Source organism: Vibrio sp. 10N.239.312.C11 (assembly GCF_041466065.1).
Taxonomy (GTDB): Bacteria; Pseudomonadota; Gammaproteobacteria; order Enterobacterales; family Vibrionaceae; genus Vibrio; species Vibrio tasmaniensis_A.
In genome coordinates, this window is record NZ_JBFSRZ010000049.1 from 1 (window position 1) to 26,033 (window position 26,033).

Here is a 26,033-nt window from a genome sequence, read left to right on the forward strand (position 1 = left end):
GAGTGCCCACACAGATTGATAGGTTTAAATTGTTAAAGAGCTTCACTTGTTGAGCGTTCCTTTTAAGTAAGGAGCCTCTCGAAGTGGACGGCCATTCTAGCGAATTAACATTCAGTGTCAAACACTTTTTGAAAATTAATTTTTGTCGCTTTCCGTCTGACTGATTCTTGCTGAAGCCTTGTGGCGTCTGCCGTCTCAGTGGTGTCGCATTATAGGGAACCCTCTCAGCTTAGCAACTACTTTTTCATGAAAAATGAACAAATAGAGCTTAAGTGCCTAATAGTTCACCTAAACGGAAAAAAGAGAGCATTTCTGCTCTCTTTTTGCTCTAAATCTAAAAGAATTCTTAGATAAACGCGTAAGCATCTGCGTACATATGGTCACGCTTTGCTTCTTTATTCTGAGTAAACAAGTCTCTTGCAGCACCTGCCATTTCGAAACGGCCCGCAATGTAGATATCAAAATCAGCTAATGATTCGAAACTTTGCGTGATTGCTTCAAGTACATTACCCGTTTGACCGTGCCAAACTTCAGGTGCTTCTTCTACTACTGGTACAAAATGTACATTGCTGTGTTTTGCTGCAATGTCGACAAGCTCTTCTTTCGCATACAGTTGGCACTCATCTTTTGCGCCCCAGTATAGATGAATCTCTTTTTTACTGTTCTGCGCGATGCAGTGATCGAGAATAGAGCGCACGTAGCTAAAGCCAGTACCACCAGCAATTAATAACAGAGGACGATCGCTTTCTTCTTTAACCCACGCATCACCGTGCGGAGCATCAATAGCTATGTCGCCATCTTCAGCTTGCGCTTTCTTCATTGCCTCAACAACTTCTGAAGCGTAAGCATTGTGCTCAGCTGCACCAATGTGTAACTCAAGCTCGCCTTCATGACGACAAGGGCTGCTTGCAATCGAAAATGGACGCTTGTCTTTTTCACCCATTTCAACCATCAAGTATTGGCCCGCTTTAAAAGCGACCGGTGTTTCTGGGTGAAGTAGGATTTGGTAAGTGTTACAAGCCAAAGGCTCGATAGATTTCACTTTACATTTAATAGTCATGTTCTTCCTCTCACTAACCCTTAATCGGCAAAGGTTAGAACTAAATTACTTTCTGCAAATGCTTGGCAAGCAAAAATCCAACCTTGTAACTGCTCTTTCTCTGTGAGCATGGGTTCAAGGTGGTAACTCACTTGGCCTTCTAATTTTTTGCACATACACATAGCGCATGCACCAACTTGGCAGCGGTTTGGAAAATTAATATTGCTGTTGAGCGCAGCATCCAAAACCGTTTGCCCTTTTTCTACGGTAAAACTGATATTTTCTGGGTATAAGGTTACTTGGAAGCTCATGAGATTCCTAGTTGTTCCCAAATGCTATCAATCTTTTTAACGACGTCTGGGTTCTTAGTGATTGGAACACCCCACTCACGCAGGCATTCACCTTCAAACTTGTTTGTCGCATCTAGACCCATTTTTGAGTGTCCAGTTTGGTTTTTCAGAAAGAACGTATCTCTTGCCGGATCCATTCTTGTAGTCACCGCCCAGATAATGTCATTCCAGTCACTGACGTTAACGTCACTATCACATACGATGACAAACTTGTTCTCATCGAACTGAGACCAAACCGCTTCAATGATTTTTTTACCGTTACCTGCAGCTTGCTTATCGATAGACACAACGACCATGCACGCATTGTCATTCTGCAAATGAATATCAATAATTTCAGGGAAGGTTTCGGCTAGCTCAGCTAGGCAACCTTCAATATGCTGACTGTCTATAGGTAAAGGTTTAGCATTAGGCGATAGTGCCAGCTCCGCATCCCACTTCTTAGTAATGTCTAAACCCATTTTTGAGCCTAAACCTACCACTGGCGATGCGAAGTCTAGTGAATCGATAGGTGTGTTCTCTATCATCAGGCTATCACGAGACGGATCCATATGTTCACACATAGCAGCGGTCACTTGAGACCAATCACGTGCGTTAACATCCTCATCGCATACCAAAACAAATTTGGTGTACATGAATTGGCGTAGGAAAGACCATACACCCATCATCACTCGCTTAGCGTGACCTGGGTATTGCTTCTTCATGGTCACTACTGCCATTCGGTAAGAACAACCTTCAGGTGGCAAGTAGAAGTCTTCTATCTCTGGGAATTGCTTTTGAAGAATAGGAACAAACACTTCATTTAACGCAACACCTAATACTGCAGGCTCATCAGGTGGACGGCCAGTATAGGTACTGTGATAGATCGGATTCTCGCGCATGGTTACATGAGTAATAGTAAACACATGATGCTTTTCTTTCTCGTTGTAGTAACCAGTATGGTCTCCGTATGGTCCTTCGTCTGCGAACTCATTCGGGTCGATATAACCTTCCATTACGATTTCAGCACTCGCTGGCACTTCTAGGTCGTTACTGATTGATTTAACGACCTCAGTTTTACTGCCACGTAACAAGCCGGCAAACGCGTATTCCGATAAGGTATCTGGAACTGGCGTAACGGCACCAAGAATGGTGGCAGGATCGGCACCAAACGCTACCGATACAGGGAATGGCTTGCCTGGGTTGGTTTCCATCCAATCACGTAGATCAAGCGCTCCACCACGGTGGGCCAACCACCGCATGATGATTTTATTCTTGCCGATCTTCTGTTGACGATAGATACCTAAGTTTTGGCGTTTCTTGTTTGGACCACGAGTAACCGTTAAACCCCACGTTAGCAACGGCGCGACATCGTCCGCCCAACAGCTCATCACCGGAATTTTATCTAGGTCGACGTCATCACCCTGCCATACGATTTGTTGACAGGCCGCCTTACGAAGACGCTTAGCTGGCATATTTAAGACCTGCTTAAACACAGGCAGCTTATCGATAGCGTCTTTAAAGCCTTTTGGTGGCTCGGGTTCTTTTAAGTAAGCAAGCAACTTACCTACTTCGCGTAACTCTTTGACCTCTTGACGCCCCATACCAATGGCTACCCGATCAGGTGTACCGAATAGATTGGTCAAAACAGGCATGTCATAGCCTACGGGATTTTCAAATAAAAGAGCCGGGCCACCAGCACGTAGAGTACGGTCGCTAATCTCGGTCATTTCATAGTCTGGGTCGACAGGGTGAGAAATGCGTTTCAACTGACCAATGCTTTCAAGGTGGTCGACAAAATCACGTAAATCTTTAAAACTCATAGGGCTTCTACATGCTGATTATTCTGCGCTCAGTATATCAAAAAGGGTGACGCTGAGATCCCCCTTTTTAGTGTGGTTATTGAGAGGCAAAATCCACTTTACGGTAATGCTTGCTCGATCAAAGAGCTCTTCACCTGAGGGTTATCATTCACAAGATCTTGCAACCAGAGCGTGTGACCTTGTTTGGCTAATTCACGGGCGACTAATGGCGCTTCATCGGCAATCGCCATCCTAGAGACAAGGAACTGCTTCACCTCTTCTGATAGCGGGTTCACCTTGGTAAGCAAAGTAATCGCTTCATCTTTCAAACGAGGATTCTTAGTCGCTGCCATTACCTGTTCCAACGCGAACGTTTGTTTAGTTTTAGCAAGTCGCTCTAACTCTGCTTGGCTATGATAATCGGCCTTCATTCGCCATAGAATCTTATAGACCTCAGGGTCTTCGCTCACTTGCGCTAATCGAACTACCACCTCGGTAGAGGGTAACCAGCTAACAATAGAAGATGCGGTGAGTTGCCTAGTCAGATAGTCGACCGCTTCAGGAGACAAACTGTCTAGCTCTCGAATTAGTAGCGCTTCTCGTGTTTGAACTTGATACTCAGGCCCTGACAACCACTCATTAAGGTTAAGTGTCTGCTTTTCTGCATCCAGTACAAACACCAGTGTCTTCTGGTCTTGGTGCCATTGCTTGATCAGTCGATTAGCAATCGAAGGGTAATTAAAAGCAGGTACCGTAAACTCGTAGCCATCCCCACGCTCTAATACTTGGTAGGTCGGCGTGATAGCGAGTTGCTGTTCTATGAAAATAGACATCTTAGGGGTGAGAACGATCTCTTGCTGTTCGATCTTCTTCAAGAGCCGGTAACGAGCCACCTCTTGCTGGGGAAATGTCAGACGCTCAAGCGAAAAGCGTAGCGAATTGACTTCGTCACGCACGACAAGCTCGAGTAATTCAGCAGTTTTCAGTTTTACTTGATCATTCTCAAGCCAAGACTCTACTGTAAGTGGAGACATCTCGGTGGCATAACTCATACCAACCGGTGAAAGTAACAGTGAAGTAGACAGGAGTAATGATGACAACAGTCCATGTTGCATTTTAACTTCCTCGTAACACTTTTGCCCATTCTGCAAGCTGTCGCTACAAAATGCAAATAAAAAGCGCCACCCGAAGGCAGCGCTTTTTAATAACTATAAGCTAATCAATACTACTGACGACGCATTGCGTCAAAGAACTCATCGTTCGTTTTAGTCATTGCTAGCTTGTCGATAAGGAATTCCATCGCATCGATTTCGCCCATTGGGTGAACAATCTTACGCAGAATCCACATCTTCTGTAGTTCATCGTTCTTGGTAAGAAGCTCTTCACGACGAGTACCAGATCGGTTGAAATCAATCGCTGGGAATACGCGTTTTTCAGCAATCTTACGGTTAAGGTGCAGTTCCATGTTACCTGTACCTTTGAATTCTTCGTAGATAACTTCATCCATCTTAGAACCAGTATCAACCAGTGCTGTTGCGATGATAGTTAAGCTACCGCCTTCTTCTACGTTACGTGCCGCACCGAAGAAACGCTTTGGACGATGTAGAGCATTCGCATCAACACCACCAGTAAGAACTTTACCTGATGAAGGAATCACAGTGTTGTAAGCACGAGCTAGACGAGTAATTGAATCCAGTAGGATAACCACGTCTTTCTTGTGTTCAACAAGACGCTTCGCCTTCTCGATTACCATTTCTGCTACTTGTACGTGGCGAGATGCTGGTTCATCAAACGTCGATGCGATTACTTCGCCTTTAACTAGGCGTTGCATTTCTGTTACTTCTTCTGGACGCTCATCGATAAGTAGAACCATTAGTTCACACTCAGGATGGTTACGGGCAATGCTTTGAGCAATATTTTGCAGAAGCATTGTCTTACCCGCTTTTGGCGGAGCAACAATCAGACCACGCTGACCTTTACCGATTGGAGAAGCAAGGTCAAGAATACGAGCTGTGATATCTTCAGTTGCGCCATTACCCGCTTCCATCACCATACGTTCGTTGGCGTGAAGAGGAGTAAGGTTTTCGAAAAGAATCTTGTTACGAGCGTTATCTGGTTTATCGTAGTTAACCGTATTTACTTTAAGCAGAGCAAAGTAACGTTCGCCATCTTTAGGTGGACGGATTTTACCGCCAATAGAGTCACCTGTACGAAGGTTAAAACGACGAATCTGGCTCGGTGATACATAAATATCATCAGGACCAGCAAGGTATGAGCTGTCTGCGCTACGTAGGAAGCCAAAACCGTCTTGAAGAATTTCTAGAACACCATCACCAAAGATGTCCTCACCACTTTTTGCGTGTGCTTTAAGGATGGAGAAGATAATGTCTTGTTTTCTTAAGCGAGCTTGATTTTCAAGACCTAGGCTTTCGCTAAGTTTAACAAGTTCAGACACAGGTCTGTTCTTCAGTTCAGTAAGATTCATAGTGGTGGAAGTTTGTTTAGTCAAAATAGGGTCTGTTTTCTTAAGTTAAGAAGGATTTGGTCACAGGCTCGACCAAGAAGAGAATTTGTTCAATTAACGTGCGATAAATTAGCACTAAAACTAAGACTAGTCCATAGCTTAGAAAAAACAAAACCGCGCATTTGTTAACTGCGCGGTTTCTTTTCAAATACTCACCTGATTATAGGTTAGCGTCTAGGAACTCTTTAAGTTGAGTTTTAGACAATGCACCAACTTTAGTTGCTGCTACGCCACCATCTTTGAAAAGAAGTAGCGTTGGAATACCGCGAATACCGAATTTTGGTGGAGTACCAGCATTTTGGTCGATATTTAATTTACCGATTGTGAGCTGACCTTCGTACTCGTTTGCGATTTCATCAAGAATCGGCGCAATCATTTTACATGGACCACACCATTCTGCCCAAAAATCAACAAGAACAGGGCCTGCAGCGTTGATTACATCGTTATCAAAACCGTCATCAGTTAGCTGCAAAATCTTATCACTCATCTTCCACTCCAATGTGTTTTTTAGAACTGGTTGGATGATAACCAGTAAATAGATGCCCTATTGGAATGTATTTACTTTCGTATTGCAAGCTTAAGCTGATATTCTATAGCAATGAAAAAGACGCATATCACAGAGCAAAAGTTCGCCGACTTGGATTTACTTCCGCAAGTCATTGAAGGATTGGAGAAAAAAGGGTTCGACTATTGTACCCCTATCCAAGCCTTGGCGCTCCCGGTACTGCTCACCGGCCAAGACATTGCAGGCCAGGCCCAAACGGGTACTGGTAAAACGCTTGCGTTTCTTACTGCTACTTTTAATCACCTGCTAAAAACACCTGAGCATGAAGGCCGTAAGCCTAACCAGCCACGTGCGATTATTATGGCACCAACGCGTGAACTCGCGATTCAGATCTACAACGATGCTGACTCTCTGGTTGCAAGCACAGGTATCAAGGCAGCATTAGCTTACGGTGGCGAAAGCTACGACAAGCAACTAGGTAAGATCGAAGAAGGCGCTGATATCTTAATTGGTACGACTGGCCGCATCATCGATTTCTACAAGCAAAAGGTATTTAACCTTAACCACATTCAAGCAGTTGTTCTTGACGAAGCTGATCGCATGTTCGATCTTGGTTTCATCAAAGACATCCGCTTCTTGTTCCGTCGTATGCCTGAGCCAAAAGATCGCCTAAACATGTTGTTCTCTGCGACACTGTCTTACCGCGTACAAGAACTTGCATTCGAACATATGCACAACCCAGAGCACGTGGTTGTTGAACCTGAGCGCAAGACTGGTCACCGTATTCAAGAAGAGCTGTTCTACCCTTCTAACGAACATAAGATGGCTCTTTTACAAACGTTAATCGAAGAAGAGTGGCCAGATCGCGCAATCATCTTCGCTAACACTAAGCACAAGTGTGAATCAGTTTGGGGCCACTTGGCTGCCGATGGTCACCGTGTTGGCCTACTAACCGGCGATGTTCCTCAGAAGAAACGTGAAAAGATTCTTGAGCAATTCACTAAAGGTGATGTTGACCTGCTTGTCGCAACGGATGTTGCAGCACGTGGCCTACACATCCCTCAAGTAACACACGTATTCAACTTTGACCTACCTGACGATTGTGAAGATTACGTTCACCGTATCGGCCGTACAGGTCGTGCTGGTGAAAGCGGTCACTCGATCAGCTTTGCTTGTGAAGATTACGCAATCAACTTGCCACCAATCGAAGAATACATTGAGCACGCTATCCCAATGTCTGACTACGATGCTTCTGCACTACTGGAAGATCTGCCAGCACCGATGCGCTTACGTACACGTAACCCGCAACAACGTCGCTCAAACAACAATGGCCCACGCAACGGTAACCGTAAACCAAACCAGAACCGTCGCCCACGCCAACCGCGTCATAACAAGGAAGCTTAGTCGCTTATGAGTCAAACAGTGTCACCACCGCTTTATGCTGCAATCGACCTCGGGTCGAACAGTTTTCATATGCTCGTTGTGCGTCATATCGATGGCAGCGTACAAACCATGGCTAAAATTAAGCGCAAAGTTCGTTTAGCTGCGGGCTTAGATGAAAATAATGCGCTTAGTACTGAAGCCATGCAGCGCGGTTGGGACTGTTTGAGTCTCTTTGCAGAGCGACTGCGAGATATTCCGAAAGAAAATATCCGCATTGTTGGTACAGCGACCCTACGTACCGCTATCAATGTGGATATATTTCTCGAGAAAGCGAACCAGATCCTTGGTTACGACATCAATGTTATCTCTGGTGAAGAAGAAGCTGCGACTATCTATAAAGGCGTAGCACACACTTCTGGTGGCAGCGGCCGCCGACTAGTGGTTGATATTGGTGGTGCAAGTACCGAGATGATCATCGGTGAAGGTTTCTCAGCCAAAGCCTTAACCAGCCTGAAGATGGGTTGTGTTACTTGGCTTGAACGCCACTTTAAAGATCGCCAATTAACCGCAACCAACTTCAACAATGCCATTGAAGCGGCCAAGTCTACGTTGGCTCCTATCCTAGATAGCTACACTGATATCGGGTGGGATGTGTGTGTTGGTGCCAGTGGTACCGTTCAAGCACTGCAAGAAATCATGTTGGCGCAAGGCATGGATGAAGTCATTACTCATGCCAAACTCAAGCGTCTACAGAAACAAGCGATGATTACAGAGCGCTTAGAAGAGCTTGAGATTGAAGGCTTAACCCTTGAGCGCGCACTAGTGTTCCCAAGTGGTCTTTCTATTCTTATCGCGATTTTTGAGCTGCTTGAAATTGATTCAATGACACTCGCTGGCGGCGCACTCCGTGAAGGTCTCGCCTACGAGATGGTTGATGAGTTTCGCCAAGAAGATATTCGCGCTCGTACCATTAAGAGCGTGCAATCACGCTACCAAATGGACGTAAGCTACAGTGAACAAGTTGCTGTAGTCGCACAGACTCTATTAGAGCAAGCGGGCGCCGAAACGTGGGTTTCTGAACCTCAAGCAGGTGTGCTATTACAAACAGCGGCGAAGCTTCATGAGATTGGTTTAACAATCGATTTCAAAAAAGGCGGCGAGCACAGTGCTTACCTACTGCAGAACTTAGACCTACCTGGCTTTACTCGAGCGCAAAAGCACTGCTTGGGTGAGTTAACACGCCGCTACCGCGAACAGTTAACTTCATTGCCAGAGCAACATGCAATCTCAGGCACCAGCAGCAAGCGTATTTTACGAATTCTGCGTTTAGCTATTTTGTTGACTCACCGTCGTAATCCAGCGCTAGAGCCTGAGTTCAAGCTGACGACGGATGACAACAATCTGACCTTGACGCTTTCTAAACAATGGCTGCAAGACAACCCTCTCACAGCCGCAGAGCTAGAAATCGAATCCAATCGACAAACCGATATTGGCTGGCCATTGAATATTGAATGCCTCTGATCTTAGTATCTGACGCTAGAAATTAAAAAAGCCCAAGTTAGTCTACTAACTTGGGCTTTTTCTTATCGCTGCATTAATGCTTTGCGTTACAAATCTAAACTTAAGCGTTAACACCTGTCGCTTTAAAGTCAGGGTTCACAGCGGTTAGCTTCTTAACTACGTAATTTAGAAGCACACCGTACATAGGCACGAACAAGCCTAAGCTGATGATAAGTTTGAATCCGTAATCAACCAACGCAATCTCAGTCCAGTGCTCAGCCATGAATGGATCTGGGCTTTGGTAGAAAGCAATCGCAAAGAACGCGATCGTATCAATGGCATTACCAAAAAGTGTCGAACACGTTGGCGCAACCCACCATTGCTTCATTTGGCGTAAGCGGTTGAACACATGCACATCCAAGATCTGACCGAGCAAATAAGCCATGAAGCTTGCCGCTGCGATGCGTGCAACAAACAGGTTGAACTCGCCTAGTTGGCTAAAGCCTTGGAATGAACCTTCAAAGAACACCACAGACAATAAATAAGAAACGGCCAGTGCAGGCAACATCACTAAGAAAATGATTTTACGAGCAAGCTGCGCGCCAAAAATGCGTACTGTGAGATCGGTCGCTAGGAAGATAAACGGGAAAGTGAAAGCACCCCAAGTGGTGTGCATACCGAAGACGGTAAAAGGTAGCTGAACCAAATAGTTGCTTGACGCAATAATCACTAAATGGAACAAAACTAATAGTGCTAGGGCTTTGCGCTGTTGCGCAGGGGTAAAGTTACTCATGCTGTACCTTTTTAGTTTGGTTTGGGGGTGAGGGAACCCAAATCGAGTCATTTCTTCGAATAAACTAAGAAAGCTCTTACCAATAATGTGAATTAAAAATGTTTCTATAATTTGCTCTATTGAGCGGCGGGCGATTATACATTAATCAATATTGGCTGCAACGGTGAGAACAAACGCAAACGTTTATCCTCACTTTTATTGATGAGTGACGTTAGAAGCCAAGTTTCAAAAGCCAGGTTTAGAAGCTACGTTTCAGAAGCCATGCAAAAAGTTAGAAACCGCGCTTGAAAAGCGTCGCGAGATAATCGAACTCTTCTCGGCTTTCTTCAGCGTTTAACGACTCAAACCAGATTGATTCACTGTAATGTTCAGACTTTAAAAACATCCGACAATCTTCAAAATCAATCAACCAAGAATGCATATCGGCGTCCCATTGCTTTTCAACAACTGACGCTGACAGCAATGCCACCAGCTTTTCACCTAGTACTTCATAAGAATCAAAATCAAAACTTGGAGACGTAATCAATAAACGCCCTTCCTCAGCCAAATACTCTCTTAAGCCAAATTCTGTTGGTGTTGTCATGTCCCTATCAACCTTATTCTTTTTCTATAAGCCAATCGTTTTATAAGCTAGTCGTTTCTTGCAAGCTAGCCGTGTGTGGTGATGTGTTCTTGAATCAAATCTAAGAATGGGTCTGCGTACTTATCAAGTTTACGCTGACCAACGCCATTTACTGCCAGCATCTCGCCATAAGATGTGGGTAGGATTTCAGCCATATCAATCAGCGTCGCATCACTGAATACCACGTATGGTGGCAAGCCATCTTCATCAGCAATCGACTTACGCAGCTTACGCAGTTTGGCAAACAGCTTCTTATCGTAGTTCTTGCTGCTTAGCTTATCGGACTTCGCATTACGCACTGCGGTATCTAAACGAGGCACAGCCAATTCCAAAGACATCTCACCACGCAATAGCGGTCGAGCTTCTTCTGTTAGCTGTAATGTCGAATTACGAGTGATGTTCTGGAACAACAAACCTTTGTGAATCAGCTGACGGAAGATACTGATCCAGTAATCGTGGCTATGGTCGCGGCCGATACCGTAAGTAGACAGCTTATCGTGACCATTATCGCGTACACGGATGTTCTGCATACCGCGCATCACTTCCACCACATAGCCCATACCAAATGACTGATTAACGCGGTACACACAAGACAACGCCTTCTGTGCCTCTTGGGTCGCATCAAAGTGTTTTGGTGGATCTAGGCAGATATCGCAGTTGCCACATTGCTTCTCGCGATATTCGCCAAAGTAGTTCAACAGAACCTGACGACGACAGGTTTGCGCTTCGGCAAAGGCACTCATCGCGTTCAGCTTGTGCATCTCAACTTGTTTTTGCGGGCCTTCTTCTTTCTCATCCAGCATACGACGCAGCCAACCCATATCAGCAGGGTCAAACAACATCATCGCTTCAGCAGGCAAGCCATCACGACCTGCACGGCCTGTCTCTTGATAGTAAGATTCGATATTACGTGGAATATCAAAGTGCACCACAAAGCGCACGTTGGGTTTGTTGATGCCCATACCAAACGCCACAGTCGCGACCACGATCTGAATGTCATCACGTTGGAAAGCTTCTTGAACGTAAGCGCGTTCGTCGGTGTCCATGCCTGCATGATAACCCGCAGCGCGAATACCGTTATTGCACAGCTTCTCGGTCACCATTTCCACTTTCTTACGGCTGCCACAATAGATGATGCCGCAATTGCCTTTCTGTGTTTCTAGGTAGCGAACCACCTGAGACACGGGCTTGTGCTTCTCAACTAGGTTGTAGCGAATATTAGGGCGATCGAAGCTGCCTAAGTAAGTGTGCGGCTCCACCAGCTGCAAACGCGAGATAATATCTTTGCGCGTCGCATCGTCAGCGGTTGCTGTCAGCGCCATATAAGGCACATGCGGGAAATACTGTTTAAGCTGGCCTAGCAAAGCATACTCAGGGCGGAAATCGTGTCCCCACTGAGAGATACAGTGTGCCTCATCCACCGCAATCATCGAAAGCGGTAAGCCTTGTAAGCGCTCGATGAAGTCACGCATCAACACACGCTCTGGTGAAGCATAAACCATCTTCAATTGGCCTGAGTTCATGCGGTTGAACACGCTCAACAGTTGTTCGCGTGGCATCGATGAGTTTATGCACTCAGCCGCCACACCATTGGCCTTCAATTGGTCAACTTGGTCTTTCATCAATGAAATGAGCGGTGAGATAACTAAAGTCAGTCCATCACGCACTAAAGCCGGGATCTGGTAACACAGAGATTTACCACCACCGGTTGGCATAATTACCAAGCTGTCTTTGCCTTCAACGGCTAGGTCTATGACCTCTTGCTGACCATCACGAAAGCTTTGATAACCAAAGACATCTTGTAAGATATCTTGCGCATCATTCGCGGGAGTTGGTGTTTGCTCAGCAATCAGAGTGGCGGTCATTGTGGTTCCTAATCAAGGTATAAAGTCAGCGTGCAGCATTGGCAAGCAAGGCGCACATTGTAGAGGGGAACGCTGGCGAATTAAACCGCAAATTGTTAGGTGAAAAGGGTTAACGCTCCTATACTGACCAACTCTCTTTATAAATCTTATTAATAAGCACTCAGTGCTAGAGAAAGTTACATGACACAAGACGACCAACAACGTACGCGACAGGGAATTTTGCTTGCCGTTGCCGCTTACACCATGTGGGGAATCGCTCCCATATATTTCAAATCTTTAAGTGAAGTATCCCCATTTGAGATTCTTAGCCACCGTGTAGTATGGTCTTTTTTCCTACTCGCTTTTCTACTGCACATGAGTCGTGGCTGGCGTAAGGTTCGAGACACCCTCACCTCTAAACCAAAAATGCTCTATTTAGTCGCCACTTCGATTTTAGTGGGAGCCAACTGGCTTATTTTTATTTGGGCGGTGAATTCCAATCACATGCTCGATGCCAGCTTAGGCTATTACATCAATCCGCTGATTAACGTGTTGCTCGGGATGTTCTTTCTTGGCGAACGCTTACGCAAACTTCAATGGTTTGCCGTTAGTCTTGCTGCGATTGGCGTGATAATTCAATTGATCGCGTTTGGCTCTGTGCCGATCGTTGCCATTGCCCTAGCCTTCAGCTTTGGTTTCTATGGCTTGTTACGTAAAAAGGTTAGCTTGGAGGCTCAAACCGGCTTATTCATTGAGACACTGGTGATGCTGCCTATCGCTGCAACGTACTTGCTGTTTATCGCAGACAGTGCAACGTCAGATTTCTCGATGAACCCAATGCAGCTCAATCTATTATTGGTTGCAGCAGGAGTGATCACCACGGTTCCACTGCTTTGTTTTACTGGCGCTGCAACCCGCTTGAAGCTATCGACACTCGGTTTCTTCCAGTACATCGGCCCAAGCTTAATGTTCTTGCTCGCGGTTCTTATTTACGGTGAAGCCTTTACTTCAGATAAAGCGATTACCTTCGCCTTTATTTGGGGCGCTCTGGTGATTTTCAGCTTTGATGGTCTGCGTAACAACAAGAAGAACAAACGCGCTAAGCAGTAACACTGATCGTTTTTTACAAGACAATCCCTTAATACGAAGATAAGCTTGGTTGAATTGATGACTATTTGACCAAGCTTTTTTGTACCATGGATAAAGTCCACTACTACTCTACCCCAACAGAAGATATCAGCCTGATCCAAGCTCAGTACCAAGAGTTTGCCTTTCAGCGCCACTATCATTTGGACTTTCACATTGGCTTAATTACCCAAGGACAGCAGAAATTCGTCTATAAAGGGACGAGCCATAATGTTGGTGCTGGCCAAGTTGTTATCATGCCACCCGATGAACTGCATGATGGGCACTCCAAGCTCGATTCGGGTTATCAAGTCAGTGTGTTTGCGGTTTCTCCCCAATGGTTTCAAGATCTTGCCGATCCCAAGAAAAATGGTCACACATTAGGCTTTTCTGAGTTGATCCTCTCCGATCAGGCTGCATTTTCACAATTACGCAACTTACATGGCCTGTTAATCAATCAAAACATCAGCCAACTCGCTCAAGATTGCTTACCTTTCGAAGGATTCTCGACGATTGTCGATCGTTATGCGAAATTTGGATCGAAAAGCGCCATCAAACTGGGTAATCAATCGATTGATACGCTAAAAGACTATTTGATGGCGAATTTGGATCAACCAGTGCGATTAGAACAACTGTCTGAGTTGTGTGGTTTAACCACGACTCAATTCCAACGCCATTTTAAAAACAAAATGGGCATTACGCCTTATGCATGGCTAAGCCGTTTACGCATGGAACAAAGCATGCGCCTGATTAAGTCTGGGATATGTGGTACTAAGGTTGCGCACCAAGTAGGCTTCTATGATCAGGCACACTTCTCTAAGGCTTTCAAAACCACGTTCGGCGTACCACCCTCACAAATCAACTAAGTGTTGATAATTTACAATTGCTCGATTTCAAATCACGGTAAGCTACCCTCAATACGATTACTTATTTAAAAATAGCGGCAACGTTATTGAGAACTGATGATGAACGAAGTCACCATACTGATCACCCTAGCCTCTATCCACTTTATCGCTTTGATGAGCCCCGGCCCTGATTTTGCGTTAGTCGTGCAAAATGCGACGCGTCACGGACGCCAGACAGGCTTATACATTGCGCTTGGCTTATCTTGCGGGATCTTGCTGCACTCTTTGCTGAGCCTGACGGGAATCAGTTACCTAGTCCACCAGCAACCCACACTATTTGCCATTATCCAATTGGCCGGCGGTAGCTACTTACTGTACTTAGGCTACGGTGCACTTAAAGCAACCTGGCAAATCATTCAGAACCACGACGATGACGCCGATACCGTTAATTCTAAAGATCTGATTCTGACCAACAAGCGAGATGCATTTTCTAAAGGGTTTATGACCAACATTCTCAACCCAAAGGCTTTGGTGTTCTTTATTAGTTTAATGTCGAGCTTAGTCCCTGCGGATATGTCGCTGTCAGGCAAAGGCTTTGCCCTGATCATCCTATTTGGCCTCTCACTGTTTTGGTTCTCACTGCTGGCGTGGATGCTTTCAACCAAAACACTGCAGAAGAAACTCAGCGAAGCGACCGTTTACATCGATGGCTTGTGTGGCGTGTTATTCAGCCTTATTGGCGTGAGTATTCTTTGGCAGTCGCTGTCCGGTTTAATCGCTTAAATTCGAATCAAGATTACAATTCGTTAACAACACTCTGGCTATCTCATCTTTCCACTGCCAATCTAGCTCTGCATATTAAAAGGAGAAGATCATGCAGTGGAAAACAAAACTAACAACCCTCGCCACTTCTACCCTACTTTTTGCCTCTCACGTCAGTTGGGCAAATCAAGCTGCCGATTCCGTCGCACCCGAACAAAGTAGTGGTTTAGAAACCAAACAGCTCATTAAAGCCAACGATTGGATGGTCACCGCGGCCAACCCTCTTGCCACACAAGCCGGTGCTGATGTACTTGCTCGTGGTGGTAACGCGATAGACGCCATGGTTGCTGTGCAACTTATGCTTGGCTTAGTAGAACCTCAGTCTTCAGGTATTGGTGGCGGCGCGTTTCTTGTTTATTTTGATGGCAAGGACAAGCAACTCAAAACCTACGATGGCCGTGAAACCGCGCCGCTTGATGCCACACCACGTCTATTCCAAGACGAAAACGGACAACCGCTTAAATTCTATGATGCCGTGGTTGGCGGTCGTTCTGTTGGCACGCCAGGCACGGTGCAATTGCTGTGGGACACTCACCAGAAATACGGAAAATTAGAGTGGGCATCACTGATTAAGCCCATCGCTCAACTGGCTGAAAAAGGTTTTACCATCAGCCCACGTTTAGCTACCTTGATTGAGAATGACCAAGAGCGACTAAGCCGCTTTGCCACTACCAAAACCTACTTCTTCAATGCCGATGGCAGCCCGAAAACAGCTGGCACGCAACTTAAGAACCCAGAGTACGCGGCAACGTTAAACGCTATTTCTAAGAACGGTGCTAAGGCCTTTTACCAAGGTGAGATCTCTGCCGACATTATCAATACCGTGCAAACCGCGAAAGGTAACCCGGGCGTATTAGCACAGAAAGACTTCGACGCTTATTCGATTAAGCAGCGCGAGCCGGTTTGTTCTGCTTATGAAAGCTACCAAGTGTGCGGAATGGGTCCACCAAGTTCAGGTGCATTAACGGTTGGGCAGATCTTAGCGATGACCGAGCAGTTTGATCTTAAATCATGGGGACCAAACGATGCGAAGTCTTGGCAGGTGTTAGCAGACGCTTCTCGCCTAGCCTTTGCAGACCGTGGTATGTACATGGCGGATCAAGATTACGTACCGATGCCTACCCAAGGGTTAGTGAATACTGACTACTTGCAGGAACGTGCTCAGTTAATTACCGCAGGTAAGGCATTGGCAAGCGCACCTTCAGGCACACCACCGTGGGATCACGCAATGCTGCGAAGCCAAGATGTTTCTATTGAATTGCCGTCCACCAGCCACTTCAATATTGTCGATAGCGATGGCAATGTCGTGTCGATGACCACCACTATTGAGAATGCCTTTGGCTCACGCTTGATGGTAAGAGGCTTCCTGCTCAACAACGAACTGACGGATTTCTCATTCAAGACCCATAACGATGGTAAGCCTATCGCCAACCGACTTGAACCGGGTAAGCGTCCGCGCTCTTCAATGGCACCGACCATCATCATGCAAGACGATAAACCTTACATGGCAATTGGCTCTCCGGGAGGCAGCCGTATCATAGGTTATGTAGCACAAGCGATCATTGCGCATACCCAATGGGACATGGATATTCAGCAAGCGATCAACCAACCACACTTCCTAAACCGTTTCGGTACCTTAGATTTGGAAAAAGGAACATCAGCGGAAAACTTCAAACCTGAGCTAGAAAAGATGGGATTTGAAGTCAACGTTCGCGATCTTAACTCTGGTTTACACGCGATTCGCATCACAAAAGACGGTTTAGAAGGCGCTGCAGACCCTCGTCGTGAAGGTGCAGCCATTGGTCAGTAGGGAATAATCCTCCCTTTTTACTCGCTGCCTTGTGCGAGACCTCTCACAAGGCAGTGAGTAAATATCGATATTTGATGACGAGATTAGTCACCTAGATACCATAACCAATTGAAATAAAACGATACGTATATTTATCATTCAAATAATTATATAGAAATTCGTTTATGCACCATTGCTGATAAATAAGGAATCGGTAATATGAATGGTGTCGGAAGGATGCTGACACGGAACAGGAAACGCCAAGGACTTGGTTATCTTCAGGATGAAGATTCGATTACTCAGGATGAATAATCGGCATGGATAGCGAAATGGACATTGAATGGACGCAATAGTAACTAGGATGGTTGCTACTAAGGAAAGACAATGGACACCTCTGGACGAGGAAAGGACTGAACATCAGGATGATGTAAAGGACACCGCTCAAGGAACAAGTGACGCGCGCTAACGAGGATTGTTGGCAGATCAGGATAAGATCAAGGACACCGCTAGGAAGGCGACGAAAGGAATACGCTGAAGGATAACAGCACACTATCATGGATTTGATGCATGGAGCACACTTAGTAGCCGGATTGCTGCGAGTAAGACTATAGACCCCGATGAGCGCAAGCTCTCGGGGTTTTTCTTTGTCTGCCGCTTCACTTATCCCTCTCTCAAGCAAGTAAATCAAAGACCTTTGATTACAAATCTGACATTTAAAGCATTCACTTCTTAACCACTTCAGAGTAACGTAAGTCTTACTAGGCTCAACTAGTTTCATAACCATAATTAAACTAAGGACAATTCATGTCACACGTTACCTTCAAAGGCGCTGCTGTACCGCTAACAGGCTCATTCCCACAAACTGGCGAACAAGCACCAAGCTTTGCACTTACTGCAGGCGATCTTTCTGAACTGACTCTTGCTTCTCTTGAAGGCAAGAAAGTGGTTCTAAACATCTTCCCAAGCATCGACACAGCAACTTGTGCAACGAGCGTACGTACGTTCAACGCAAAAGCGGCTGAGCTTGAAAACACGGTTGTGGTTTGTATTTCTGCTGACCTACCGTTTGCTGCGGGTCGCTTCTGCGAACTTGAAGGCATTGAAGGCGTTCAGCACGCTTCAACTTTCCGTACTCCTGCGTTCGCATCAGACTACGGCGTAGCGATTGCTGAAGGTCCACTATCAGGCCTAACTACACGTGCCGTTGTGGTTGTTGATGAAAAAGGTGTGGTAACACACAGCGAGTTGGTTGCAGAGATCACAGAAGAACCAAACTACGAAGCGGCACTTGCAGCACTGTAAATCTTCTTCCTAGGCAGAAATGCCTTAAGCTCGATTCAACCTATTTAGACTGGTTCCGAGCAATAAAAAAGAGCAGCCATTGGCTGCTCTTTCTGTTTTTAATGCGGATTACTTTTGAATGCTGAACGGTTTTTAAAAACCAAACGGCTTTCTAGATACTGAAGTAACGGATTACAGCTGTTCTAAACGAGCGTAAGCCGTTACTAACCACTTGATGCCTTCACCATTAAACGCGACTTGAACTCGGCTCTGCGGGCCACTTCCCTCGAAGTTGATGATGGTACCTTCACCAAACTTAGGGTGCTTAACGCGCGAGCCCAAGCTAAAGCCTGTTTCGTTGAAATTCTCTTTCACGGCAGTTTGACTAAAGCGACCGCTGCTTGCAGGACGGCTCACTTGCGCCTTCATACGCACTTCATCCAGACAGGTCTCTGGTAGTTCACGAATAAAGCGTGATGGTTTGTGGTACTTATCCTGACCGTACAAACGACGCATCTCAGCGTAAGTGATGTAAAGCTTCTCCATCGCACGCGTCATGCCTACGTAACACAGGCGACGCTCTTCTTCTAAGCGCCCTGCTTCTTCTGCAGACATCTGACTTGGGAACATGCCTTCTTCGACACCCACCATGAATACCATTGGGAATTCTAGGCCTTTGGCACTGTGCAGAGTCATGAGCTGAACTGCGTCATCAAACTCATCAGCTTGACCTTCACCCGCCTCTAACGCTGCATGAGTCAAGAAAGCAGTAAGCATGCTCATCTCATCCGCTTCTTCTGGCTTTTCAAATTGACGCGTTGCCGTTACCAATTCTTCCAAGTTCTCAATACGCGCCTTCGACTTCTCACCCTTCTCTTGCTCGTACATCGCAAACAGACCCGACGATTTAATCACGTGGTCAGTTTGCTCATGCAGGCTAAGTTCTAACGTGTCATCTTCAAGCGCATTAATCAGCTCAATAAAGCGACTTAATGCACCCGCAGCACGACCGGGTAGCACTTGCTCTTCGATCAAAGCAACACTCGCTTCCCACATGGTTGCACCACGATCACGAGCAGCAAGACGAATCGTTTCTAACGTTTTATCGCCCAAGCCACGCGTTGGCGTATTAACCACACGTTCAAACGCGGCATCATTACTGCGGTTGCTCATTAAGCGCATGTAGCTCAAGGCGTCTCTGATTTCTTGACGCTCGAAGAATCGCATGCCGCCGTAGATTCGGTAAGGTAGGCCACCTTGAATCAAAGCTTCTTCAAGAACACGCGATTGGGCGTTATTACGATAAAGCATTGCGGTATCTTCTAGCGCGCCGCCTTTCTCCTGCCACTCTTTGATTTTGCTAACCGTGAAACGCGCTTCATCTAGCTCGTTGTAAGCCGAGTACACAGAGATTGGCTCGCCATCGTTACCATCGGTCCACAGCTCTTTACCCATACGTTCGGTGTTGTTGGAGATAAGCTCGTTCGACGCCTGCAGAATGGTTTTGGTTGAACGGTAGTTTTGTTCAAGTCGAACCGTCGAAGCACCTGGGAATTCATCCAAGAACTTCTGAATATTTTCGATCTTCGCACCACGCCAACCATAGATAGATTGGTCATCATCACCTACGATCATCACGCGACAATCTGGGCCAGCCATCATGCGAAGCCAAGCGTATTGGATGTTGTTGGTATCTTGGAATTCGTCGACAAGGATATGCTTAAAGCGTGCTTGGTAGTGCTCTCGGATGTGTTTCTTATCGCGCAATAGTTCATGCGATCTCAACAAGATTTCCGCAAAGTCGACCAAGCCAGCACGATCACATGCTTCTTGGTAAGCAGAGTAAATTTTTAACCACGTTTGAGTTATTGGATCATGGTAGGCGTCGATGTGATTTGGGCGTAATCCCTCGTCTTTCTTGCCATTGATCCACCAAGAAGCTTGCTTAGCAGGCCACTGCTTTTCATCAAGGTTTTGCGCCTTGATTAAACGACGTAGCAAACGAATCTGATCATCTGAATCAATGATCTGGAAATCTTCTGGCAGTTTTGCATCGAGGTAGTGAGCACGAAGGATGCGGTGACAAATACCGTGGAAAGTACCGTTCCACATACCCGACGAGCTACCCATCATCAACTCTTCAATACGACCACGCATCTCTGCTGCCGCTTTGTTGGTGAAGGTAACCGACATGATAGAGAACGGCGATGCTTGCTCTACGCTTTGCAGCCAAGCGATGCGATGCACCAACACTCGCGTTTTACCACTGCCAGCACCTGCCAGAATAAGTAGGTTTTCTAAAGGTGCTGCGACCGCCTCACGTTGTTTATCGTTTAGGCCATCGAGTAAAAGCGAAGGATCTATCATTGGATATGCTCACTACTGGGTATTTATACATAAAAGCTGATTATAACCTAAACACTAGGCTGCGTTTAGGATAATAAGAAGAAAAAATAATCAAAAATTAACATCATAAAATCAGTTACTTAAAATATAACTCATCATTAATATTGATATTTCTTATAATGCCGTGAAATTATTTCCTGGTTCTTCCTATCCTTTTTAGTAAGCAAGTTAACAATTCATTAACCTGCGATATAAAAATACTATTAAGTCCTAGAGGGAATGACTATGAAAAATTCTAATCTTGCTGTTACAGCTGCAATCACAAGTGTACTAGCGTTCGGCGGTGCAGTTCTTACATCAGCACCTGCGGAAGCAGCAGCAAAAGAAAAATGCTACGGTGTGGCAAAAGCTGGCCAAAATGATTGTGCAACCAAAACAAGTTCATGTGCGGGTACAGCAAAAGAAGACAACCAATCCGATGCATTCGTAGTCGTACCTAAAGGGCTGTGTGGCAAATTATCAGGTGGTAACACTCAATCATCATAATTGAGCTGCTTAGTATGGTGAGCTGACACTCAGCTCACCTCCACTTTCCATTAGGAGAATCGTTGTGACTCAAACTCTTCATCCCAACGCAGGGGTTGGCCTTAGAACACCGCACTTGGACTTCTTTAGCCAAAACCCAGCTTTAGTGAGTTGGTTAGAGGTGCACAGCGAGAACTACTTTTTAACTCAATCACCGCAACGTCAACAACTGAGAGAAATTCGTCACGCCCACAACATAAGTTGTCACGGTGTTGGGTTGTCTCTAGGTTCTGTTGAGCGCATCAACCCAAATCACTTACTGCAGTTAAAAGATCTCATTGATGATATCGAGCCGTTCTTGGTTTCTGACCACCTCAGTTGGAGTCAGACCGGCGGTCATTACTTCAATGACTTATTACCGCTGCCTTATACCGAAGAGGCGTTAGAAGTCTTCTGTCGCAATGTCATCGAGGTTCAAGACAGCCTGCAACGCCCTATGCTGATTGAGAACCCATCGAGTTACCTTGCCTTCAAGCATTCAACCATCCCAGAGTGGGAATTTTTGGCCGAGGTACAGAAGCGCACCGAATGTCGCCTCTTACTCGATTTCAATAATATTTTTGTCTCATCTTTTAATCATGGTTTCAGCTGTGAAAAGTACTTAAGCGGAATTCCTGCAGACAAAGTGGAAGAGATTCACTTGGCAGGTTTTACCAAAAAGAAACTCGAACAAGGTGAGATCTGGATAGACACCCACAGCAAGCCTGTCTGTGACGAAGTATGGCAACTCTACATTGACTGGATTTCACAACATGGTTTGCGCCATACCTTGATAGAGTGGGATTTAGATATCCCAGAGCCACAAATTTTATTGGCTGAAGCGGCCAAAGCCAGTGATATTTTGTATCAACACGACAAGTTCAACCAAAGGAGTCGCGCATCATGAGCCACTCTTTAGCTAATGTGCAATCGGAGTTTGCTAACGCCCTACGCTATCAAAACAATGGTGAGCACTGCGACATAGTGAGCGACCATTTTACTGATGAGCAACGCATCCAGATTTACCGCAACAACTTTGTGATTAGCTTGAGCGAAGTACTGGCAGCAACCTACCCACTCACTGAAATGCTGGTTGGCGAAGAGTGCTTCCAACAAATGGCTCGTCAACATGTCTTAAGTTATCCATCAACCTCTGGTGATGTCAGTGGTTACGGTGAACACTTTGAACAAACTATCCAAGCCTTTTCTGCTGTTATCGAGGCTGCACCTTATCTCGGTGAAGTGGCTTTGTATGAATGGCAAAAAGATAGCTTGGTGAGATGCGTTTCAGAATCACATGTCGACCAACGTCCTCTTTCTCGTTTAGCTGATGTACCGCAAGAACAACAAGGCGCTTTAGTCTTTCATCTCAAAGATTCAATAACGCTAATTAATTCTAGCTATACGATTATCGCGCTTGAGCAGGCTATCTATCAGCAACAACTCGATGGGTTAGACATCAACCAACCTGAATTTGGGGTGTTAATCCGAGCGGAAAATTCACAGATTGAGAGCCATCGTTTGACGCAAGAAAGCCACCAACTATTAACCGAATTGCAATCGGGTCAAACGCTCTCAGCGATAGACCCTTTACTACTACAACATCTGAATACTGTCATGACACTGAACGTCATCTCAGGCTTTTCAATCAATGCCGAATTGGAGACATAATATGGATAACAACACAGTCACGAACATGATGGCTCAATACGACAGTTTGATTGAGAAATCACAGGCACTTTTTGTTCCCGTACTACTTCTGTTTTGTCGCCTATGGGTGGCGTGGGTCTTCTTTAATTCAGGACTCACCAAAATAGCCACTTGGGATAGCACCCTTTACTTGTTTGAATTGGAATACCAAGTGCCTCTTTTGCCTTGGGAATTGGCCGCTTACATGGGTACCGCAGCTGAATTGATTCTGCCGGTATTCTTAGCGCTTGGTTTGTTAACCCGACCAATGGCTGCAGTGCTGTTCGTTTTCAATATCATGGCCGTCGTGTCATACCCTGTATTGTGGGCACAAGGCTTCTATGATCATCAGCTTTGGGGATTAATGATTCTTATCGTCGTGGTATGGGGAGCTGGACCATTTTCATTGGATAGAATTTTAAAAGCGCAGTTCAAAAACTAAACCTCTTTTCCATGGTCTCTAAATTTACATAGGTCCAAAACGCAAAAAACCACTCAATTGAGTGGTTTCTTTTTATCTGGAATAAACTACTTGTTTAGAAAAGCTTGTAGCTCTTCAGCAGAGATACCTTGCTCGGCTAGCTCTTTTGCTAGTAGCTGAACTTGTTCACCTTTACGAGATTCAACCACGCGTTGAAATTGGTAAATGATATCTCGCAAAGTATCAATTGGAACTTGTTTTGCCGCACTGCGAATACGCTCTTCACTTTGGTTTCCTAGCTCTTTAAGCAATTTACCAAACATGACCTTTTCAGGTGCATCTTCCATTTGTTCTAAGATGCGCGCCATTTCGTAGGTTGTTAATGACATTACAGTATTTTCCGTTGGGGACTAACGTTTCAATGAGTGACAAATATACCATGTTTTAACGTTTCGCAAACCGCCATTTGTATATTTTGTCACCCTTGAGACTTATGCCTTAGCAAACGTCGTGTGCCACGACTTACCCGCTTTGCTCGCAAGCACTAACAATGCAGGAACAATAAGGAACATTTGCAGAGCAATCATCACTTGAGACGTTAAATCAAGACGTTGCATCGTACCAACAAGCAGTCCAGAACCGCTCATTTGGAACAAGCCAAGCAACGCAGCTGCGGTACCCGCACGGTCACCAAAAGGTTCAAGTGCCTTACCGGCTGCGGCACCAAGAATCCAAGCGAAGCCAACTGAAGATAGGAAAATCGGCAGCATGAATGCGATCGCGCTAGCATGCTCAGCAAGCACCAACATAACCACACCCGCTAAGCCAAGCGTTGAAATACCGACAACCAATGCTTTGTAAGTACCAAAGCGGTCCATGAACTTCGGTGCCGTGAATGCCGCCGTGATGTTGATAACCGCGTTGATACCAAACCAGAAGGTAAATTCGTTCATCGTCAAACCTAGGTTTTCCATCAACACAACAGGTGCAGAGGTAACGTAAGCAAGGATTACTGCCATTGCCATCAAGCACAATGTCGCATGGAAGATGAATGATGGTGTTTTCAATACCGACCAGTAACGCTCAAGTTTGAACACCGCGACCTTTTCTGTCGCAGGATTAGACTCTTTCATTTGGAAAAACAAAATGGTGCCAACCACGACAGCGAACACAGCCATGAAGCTGAAGTTCGAGCGCCAGCCAAACTGTTGAGTTAACCAAGCACCAAGAATCGGTGCTAATGCAGGAATAAAGCAAATGGCACCATTGAGGTAACTGATCATACGGCCGCTCTTCTCAGGGCCAAATAGATCGCGAACCGTCGCAAAGGCTGCTACAGAAGTCGCACAAGCTCCTAAGCCTTGTAGCAGCCGAGCTATTAGCATCATATCAATCGATTGAGCTGCCCACGCCAAGCAAGCACTCAATGCATAGATACTAACACCTCCCAATGCAACGGTTCGACGTCCTAGCTTATCAGCCAAAGGGCCTGCAAATAATTGCCCGACACCCATGGCGAATAAAAACCAAGTAATCGTATCTTGTGCTAGCGCGTGTTCCACGTGAAACGCTGTTGAAATTTGTGGCAGAGCTGGAAGATAAATATCTATAGCCAGAGGGCTAAATAGAACCAGCATTGCCAATAAAGCAACCTGCAGTTTACTAGGGGTTGGAAGCACGTTAGAAGGCACAAGATTCTCCGAATGAGTTAATTTAGGTGCATAATAACCAACTAAAGATATGAACAAAAATGGCATATACTCATTAGCATTATTCCAAATAGGAAACTCACATGAATATCGAGAAACTATCACGCCTCGACCTCAATCTATTGGTTTGCTTACAGGTGCTGATGGAAGAGCTGAGTGTCACTCGCACTGCGCACCGATTATGCTTGAGCCAATCAGCGGTGAGTAAGTCGCTAGCCAAACTTCGTGAGCAATTTAATGATCCCCTTTTTACGCGAAGTGCTCATGGCCTACGACCAACACCGAAAGCAGTCTTTCTCAAACCTCGATTAGAAACGCTGATCAACCAACTTGATGTTCTCACTCAGCCTGAGACATTCATTCCCAACAACAGTGATCATAGCTTTCACATTGCTGCGGTTGAGAGTGTGTACCCACTGATTCTTCCTCATTTCTTACCGGCGATATTTCGACAAGCACCTAAGGTCAATATCAACACCCACGCGTGGACAGAACAAACCTTTAAGAAGCTACAGCTTGGTGAACTAGATATCGGACTCACTGGCAAAGACATCGACATCAACGATGCGCGTTTAACTATGCTGCCGCCAGACGACATTTGCGAACAAGAGATCTACCGCGACGCACAGATGTGTGTGCTAAGACGCAACCACCCTGCTCTGAGTGGTAAATGGGATCTGGAAACCTACCTTGCGCAGCGTCATGTACAAGTAAGGTGTGATGGTAACGACCGCTGGCTGCTTGACTACAAACTGGCTGATCTTGGTCATCAGCGAGATATCGCGATTTCTGTTCCAGACTTCAATAGCGCTGCAAGCCTATGTACCTACACCGACTTTGTGTTTACCGCACCAAGCCACTTTACTTACCTCGTCGCCAAGCAACTCGACTTAGTGGTTGTCCCTTTACCAATGGAATTCCCACCGATGGCATACACTCTGTTTTGGCACCGTGACAGAGAAAATGACCCAGCCTTAACTTGGTTGCGAGATATCATCAAAGAAAAAACTCTGCACCTTAGATAAAAATGGCGTACAGCGTTTGCAGCAAACGAACAAAAGCGCTAGCTTATTGACCTAATAAGTCCCCTCGCATGTATATCGA

The 26,033-nt window shown here is 45.6% G+C and carries 24 protein-coding genes; 12 read left to right on the plus strand and 12 right to left on the minus strand.

Translation table 11 applies throughout. The annotated features are described in order from the left end of the window. Nucleotides 1–346 precede the first annotated feature (346 nt). From fre to trxA, 6 genes are all read right to left on the minus strand, one after another. Nucleotides 347–1,060, minus strand: coding sequence for an NAD(P)H-flavin reductase (gene fre, locus AB6D07_RS17855; protein ID WP_009848201.1), 714 nt, complete (start codon nucleotides 1,058–1,060; stop codon nucleotides 347–349). A gap of 20 nt (nucleotides 1,061–1,080) precedes the next feature. Beyond that, complete coding sequence (locus tag AB6D07_RS17860; RefSeq protein ID WP_029222977.1) at nucleotides 1,081–1,350, minus strand: 2Fe-2S iron-sulfur cluster-binding protein; 270 nt, start codon at nucleotides 1,348–1,350, stop codon at nucleotides 1,081–1,083. Beyond that, nucleotides 1,347–3,188, minus strand: a complete 1,842-nt coding sequence (gene ubiD, locus AB6D07_RS17865) for a 4-hydroxy-3-polyprenylbenzoate decarboxylase (RefSeq protein WP_017103319.1) — start codon at nucleotides 3,186–3,188, stop codon at nucleotides 1,347–1,349. The genes AB6D07_RS17860 and ubiD overlap by 4 nt, the downstream gene beginning before the upstream one ends. 98 nt (nucleotides 3,189–3,286) lie before the next feature. After that, a complete protein-coding gene (locus AB6D07_RS17870) occupies nucleotides 3,287–4,282 on the minus strand; it encodes a hypothetical protein (RefSeq protein WP_029222978.1) in 996 nt (331 codons plus the stop codon). A gap of 110 nt (nucleotides 4,283–4,392) precedes the next feature. Continuing rightward, nucleotides 4,393–5,652 (minus strand): transcription termination factor Rho, encoded by a 1,260-nt coding sequence (gene rho, locus AB6D07_RS17875; protein WP_009848197.1) that lies wholly within the window; start codon nucleotides 5,650–5,652, stop codon nucleotides 4,393–4,395. Between the two features lie 199 nt (nucleotides 5,653–5,851). Then, nucleotides 5,852–6,178: a thioredoxin TrxA gene (gene trxA / locus AB6D07_RS17880; protein ID WP_009848196.1), complete on the minus strand. Its 327-nt coding sequence runs from the start codon at nucleotides 6,176–6,178 to the stop codon at nucleotides 5,852–5,854. Between the two features lie 111 nt (nucleotides 6,179–6,289). Here trxA and rhlB point away from each other — a divergent pair, with 111 nt between their 5' ends. Beyond that, nucleotides 6,290–7,600: an ATP-dependent RNA helicase RhlB gene (rhlB, locus tag AB6D07_RS17885; RefSeq protein ID WP_009848195.1), complete on the plus strand. Its 1,311-nt coding sequence runs from the start codon at nucleotides 6,290–6,292 to the stop codon at nucleotides 7,598–7,600. A gap of 6 nt (nucleotides 7,601–7,606) precedes the next feature. Continuing rightward, on the plus strand, nucleotides 7,607–9,100 hold the full coding sequence (gppA, locus tag AB6D07_RS17890) for a guanosine-5'-triphosphate,3'-diphosphate diphosphatase (protein ID WP_017101250.1): 1,494 nt from the start codon (nucleotides 7,607–7,609) through the stop codon (nucleotides 9,098–9,100). A gap of 100 nt (nucleotides 9,101–9,200) precedes the next feature. Here gppA and AB6D07_RS17895 read toward each other — a convergent pair whose 3' ends face one another. From AB6D07_RS17895 to recQ, 3 genes are all read right to left on the minus strand, one after another. Then, complete coding sequence (locus AB6D07_RS17895) at nucleotides 9,201–9,872, minus strand: 7-cyano-7-deazaguanine/7-aminomethyl-7-deazaguanine transporter (RefSeq protein ID WP_004736638.1); 672 nt, start codon at nucleotides 9,870–9,872, stop codon at nucleotides 9,201–9,203. A 271-nt stretch (nucleotides 9,873–10,143) separates the two neighbouring features. Next, a complete protein-coding gene (locus tag AB6D07_RS17900; protein WP_009848192.1) occupies nucleotides 10,144–10,455 on the minus strand; it encodes a DUF3630 family protein in 312 nt (103 codons plus the stop codon). A gap of 65 nt (nucleotides 10,456–10,520) precedes the next feature. Further along, nucleotides 10,521–12,359, minus strand: a complete 1,839-nt coding sequence (gene recQ / locus AB6D07_RS17905; protein WP_017103321.1) for an ATP-dependent DNA helicase RecQ — start codon at nucleotides 12,357–12,359, stop codon at nucleotides 10,521–10,523. A gap of 180 nt (nucleotides 12,360–12,539) precedes the next feature. Between recQ and rarD the strand changes: the two genes are divergently transcribed. The 5 genes from rarD to tpx all read left to right on the plus strand — a co-directional run bounded on the left by rarD (nucleotide 12,540) and on the right by tpx (nucleotide 18,221). Then, entirely contained in the window at nucleotides 12,540–13,448 is a 909-nt protein-coding gene (rarD, locus tag AB6D07_RS17910) for an EamA family transporter RarD (protein WP_017103322.1), read from the plus strand. 86 nt (nucleotides 13,449–13,534) lie between these two features. Further along, the gene (locus AB6D07_RS17915) at nucleotides 13,535–14,329 is read left to right on the plus strand and encodes an AraC family transcriptional regulator (RefSeq protein WP_017103323.1); all 795 of its coding nucleotides are present in this window, start codon (nucleotides 13,535–13,537) and stop codon (nucleotides 14,327–14,329) included. A 99-nt stretch (nucleotides 14,330–14,428) separates the two neighbouring features. Next, complete coding sequence (locus AB6D07_RS17920; RefSeq protein WP_029222979.1) at nucleotides 14,429–15,091, plus strand: LysE family translocator; 663 nt, start codon at nucleotides 14,429–14,431, stop codon at nucleotides 15,089–15,091. Nucleotides 15,092–15,182: 91 nt separating this feature from the next. Continuing rightward, complete coding sequence (gene ggt, locus AB6D07_RS17925) at nucleotides 15,183–16,940, plus strand: gamma-glutamyltransferase (protein WP_017103325.1); 1,758 nt, start codon at nucleotides 15,183–15,185, stop codon at nucleotides 16,938–16,940. Nucleotides 16,941–17,723: 783 nt separating this feature from the next. Further along, on the plus strand, nucleotides 17,724–18,221 hold the full coding sequence (tpx, locus tag AB6D07_RS17930; protein ID WP_017103326.1) for a thiol peroxidase: 498 nt from the start codon (nucleotides 17,724–17,726) through the stop codon (nucleotides 18,219–18,221). A gap of 171 nt (nucleotides 18,222–18,392) precedes the next feature. Here the strand turns inward: tpx and uvrD are convergent, their stop codons facing one another. Next, nucleotides 18,393–20,567 carry a DNA helicase II gene (gene uvrD / locus AB6D07_RS17935; protein ID WP_017103327.1) on the minus strand — a complete coding sequence of 725 codons (2,175 nt, stop codon included), beginning with the start codon at nucleotides 20,565–20,567 and terminating at the stop codon, nucleotides 18,393–18,395. A 264-nt stretch (nucleotides 20,568–20,831) separates the two neighbouring features. On the opposite strand from uvrD, the gene AB6D07_RS17940 reads away from it, so the two are divergent. From AB6D07_RS17940 to AB6D07_RS17955, 4 genes are all read left to right on the plus strand, one after another. Then, complete coding sequence (locus tag AB6D07_RS17940) at nucleotides 20,832–21,092, plus strand: DUF2282 domain-containing protein (RefSeq protein WP_004736650.1); 261 nt, start codon at nucleotides 20,832–20,834, stop codon at nucleotides 21,090–21,092. Between the two features lie 64 nt (nucleotides 21,093–21,156). After that, entirely contained in the window at nucleotides 21,157–22,017 is an 861-nt protein-coding gene (locus AB6D07_RS17945; RefSeq protein WP_017103328.1) for a DUF692 domain-containing protein, read from the plus strand. Beyond that, nucleotides 22,014–22,781 carry a DNA-binding domain-containing protein gene (locus AB6D07_RS17950; RefSeq protein ID WP_017103329.1) on the plus strand — a complete coding sequence of 256 codons (768 nt, stop codon included), beginning with the start codon at nucleotides 22,014–22,016 and terminating at the stop codon, nucleotides 22,779–22,781. The genes AB6D07_RS17945 and AB6D07_RS17950 overlap by 4 nt, the downstream gene beginning before the upstream one ends. 1 nt (nucleotide 22,782) lies before the next feature. After that, nucleotides 22,783–23,241 (plus strand): DoxX family protein, encoded by a 459-nt coding sequence (locus AB6D07_RS17955; protein ID WP_004736653.1) that lies wholly within the window; start codon nucleotides 22,783–22,785, stop codon nucleotides 23,239–23,241. An 86-nt stretch (nucleotides 23,242–23,327) separates the two neighbouring features. Here AB6D07_RS17955 and AB6D07_RS17960 read toward each other — a convergent pair whose 3' ends face one another. Next, on the minus strand, nucleotides 23,328–23,609 hold the full coding sequence (locus AB6D07_RS17960) for a hypothetical protein (RefSeq protein WP_004736654.1): 282 nt from the start codon (nucleotides 23,607–23,609) through the stop codon (nucleotides 23,328–23,330). A gap of 102 nt (nucleotides 23,610–23,711) precedes the next feature. Continuing rightward, a complete protein-coding gene (locus tag AB6D07_RS17965; RefSeq protein ID WP_032500714.1) occupies nucleotides 23,712–24,911 on the minus strand; it encodes a multidrug effflux MFS transporter in 1,200 nt (399 codons plus the stop codon). Nucleotides 24,912–25,012: 101 nt separating this feature from the next. Between AB6D07_RS17965 and AB6D07_RS17970 the strand changes: the two genes are divergently transcribed. Next, the gene (locus AB6D07_RS17970) at nucleotides 25,013–25,954 is read left to right on the plus strand and encodes a LysR family transcriptional regulator (RefSeq protein ID WP_012605070.1); all 942 of its coding nucleotides are present in this window, start codon (nucleotides 25,013–25,015) and stop codon (nucleotides 25,952–25,954) included. Nucleotides 25,955–26,033 lie beyond the last annotated feature (79 nt).

Bases quoted from the DNA above. Each gene is read 5' to 3' on its own strand.
- AB6D07_RS17870 (WP_029222978.1), bottom strand. From the start codon at position 4,282: ATGCAACATGGACTGTTGTCATCATTACTCCTGTCTACTTCACTGTTA.
- AB6D07_RS17915 (WP_017103323.1), top strand. From the start codon at position 13,535: ATGGATAAAGTCCACTACTACTCTACCCCAACAGAAGATATCAGCCTG.
- AB6D07_RS17955 (WP_004736653.1), top strand. From the start codon at position 22,783: ATGGATAACAACACAGTCACGAACATGATGGCTCAATACGACAGTTTG.
- AB6D07_RS17920 (WP_029222979.1), top strand. From the start codon at position 14,429: ATGAACGAAGTCACCATACTGATCACCCTAGCCTCTATCCACTTTATC.
- trxA (WP_009848196.1), bottom strand. From the start codon at position 6,178: ATGAGTGATAAGATTTTGCAGCTAACTGATGACGGTTTTGATAACGAT.
- fre (WP_009848201.1), bottom strand. From the start codon at position 1,060: ATGACTATTAAATGTAAAGTGAAATCTATCGAGCCTTTGGCTTGTAAC.
- AB6D07_RS17895 (WP_004736638.1), bottom strand. From the start codon at position 9,872: ATGAGTAACTTTACCCCTGCGCAACAGCGCAAAGCCCTAGCACTATTA.
- ubiD (WP_017103319.1), bottom strand. From the start codon at position 3,188: ATGAGTTTTAAAGATTTACGTGATTTTGTCGACCACCTTGAAAGCATT.
- uvrD (WP_017103327.1), bottom strand. From the start codon at position 20,567: ATGATAGATCCTTCGCTTTTACTCGATGGCCTAAACGATAAACAACGT.
- AB6D07_RS17960 (WP_004736654.1), bottom strand. From the start codon at position 23,609: ATGTCATTAACAACCTACGAAATGGCGCGCATCTTAGAACAAATGGAA.
- tpx (WP_017103326.1), top strand. From the start codon at position 17,724: ATGTCACACGTTACCTTCAAAGGCGCTGCTGTACCGCTAACAGGCTCA.
- recQ (WP_017103321.1), bottom strand. From the start codon at position 12,359: ATGACCGCCACTCTGATTGCTGAGCAAACACCAACTCCCGCGAATGAT.
- gppA (WP_017101250.1), top strand. From the start codon at position 7,607: ATGAGTCAAACAGTGTCACCACCGCTTTATGCTGCAATCGACCTCGGG.
- AB6D07_RS17860 (WP_029222977.1), bottom strand. From the start codon at position 1,350: ATGAGCTTCCAAGTAACCTTATACCCAGAAAATATCAGTTTTACCGTA.
- AB6D07_RS17940 (WP_004736650.1), top strand. From the start codon at position 20,832: ATGAAAAATTCTAATCTTGCTGTTACAGCTGCAATCACAAGTGTACTA.
- rho (WP_009848197.1), bottom strand. From the start codon at position 5,652: ATGAATCTTACTGAACTGAAGAACAGACCTGTGTCTGAACTTGTTAAA.
- AB6D07_RS17950 (WP_017103329.1), top strand. From the start codon at position 22,014: ATGAGCCACTCTTTAGCTAATGTGCAATCGGAGTTTGCTAACGCCCTA.
- rhlB (WP_009848195.1), top strand. From the start codon at position 6,290: ATGAAAAAGACGCATATCACAGAGCAAAAGTTCGCCGACTTGGATTTA.
- AB6D07_RS17970 (WP_012605070.1), top strand. From the start codon at position 25,013: ATGAATATCGAGAAACTATCACGCCTCGACCTCAATCTATTGGTTTGC.
- ggt (WP_017103325.1), top strand. From the start codon at position 15,183: ATGCAGTGGAAAACAAAACTAACAACCCTCGCCACTTCTACCCTACTT.
- AB6D07_RS17900 (WP_009848192.1), bottom strand. From the start codon at position 10,455: ATGACAACACCAACAGAATTTGGCTTAAGAGAGTATTTGGCTGAGGAA.
- rarD (WP_017103322.1), top strand. From the start codon at position 12,540: ATGACACAAGACGACCAACAACGTACGCGACAGGGAATTTTGCTTGCC.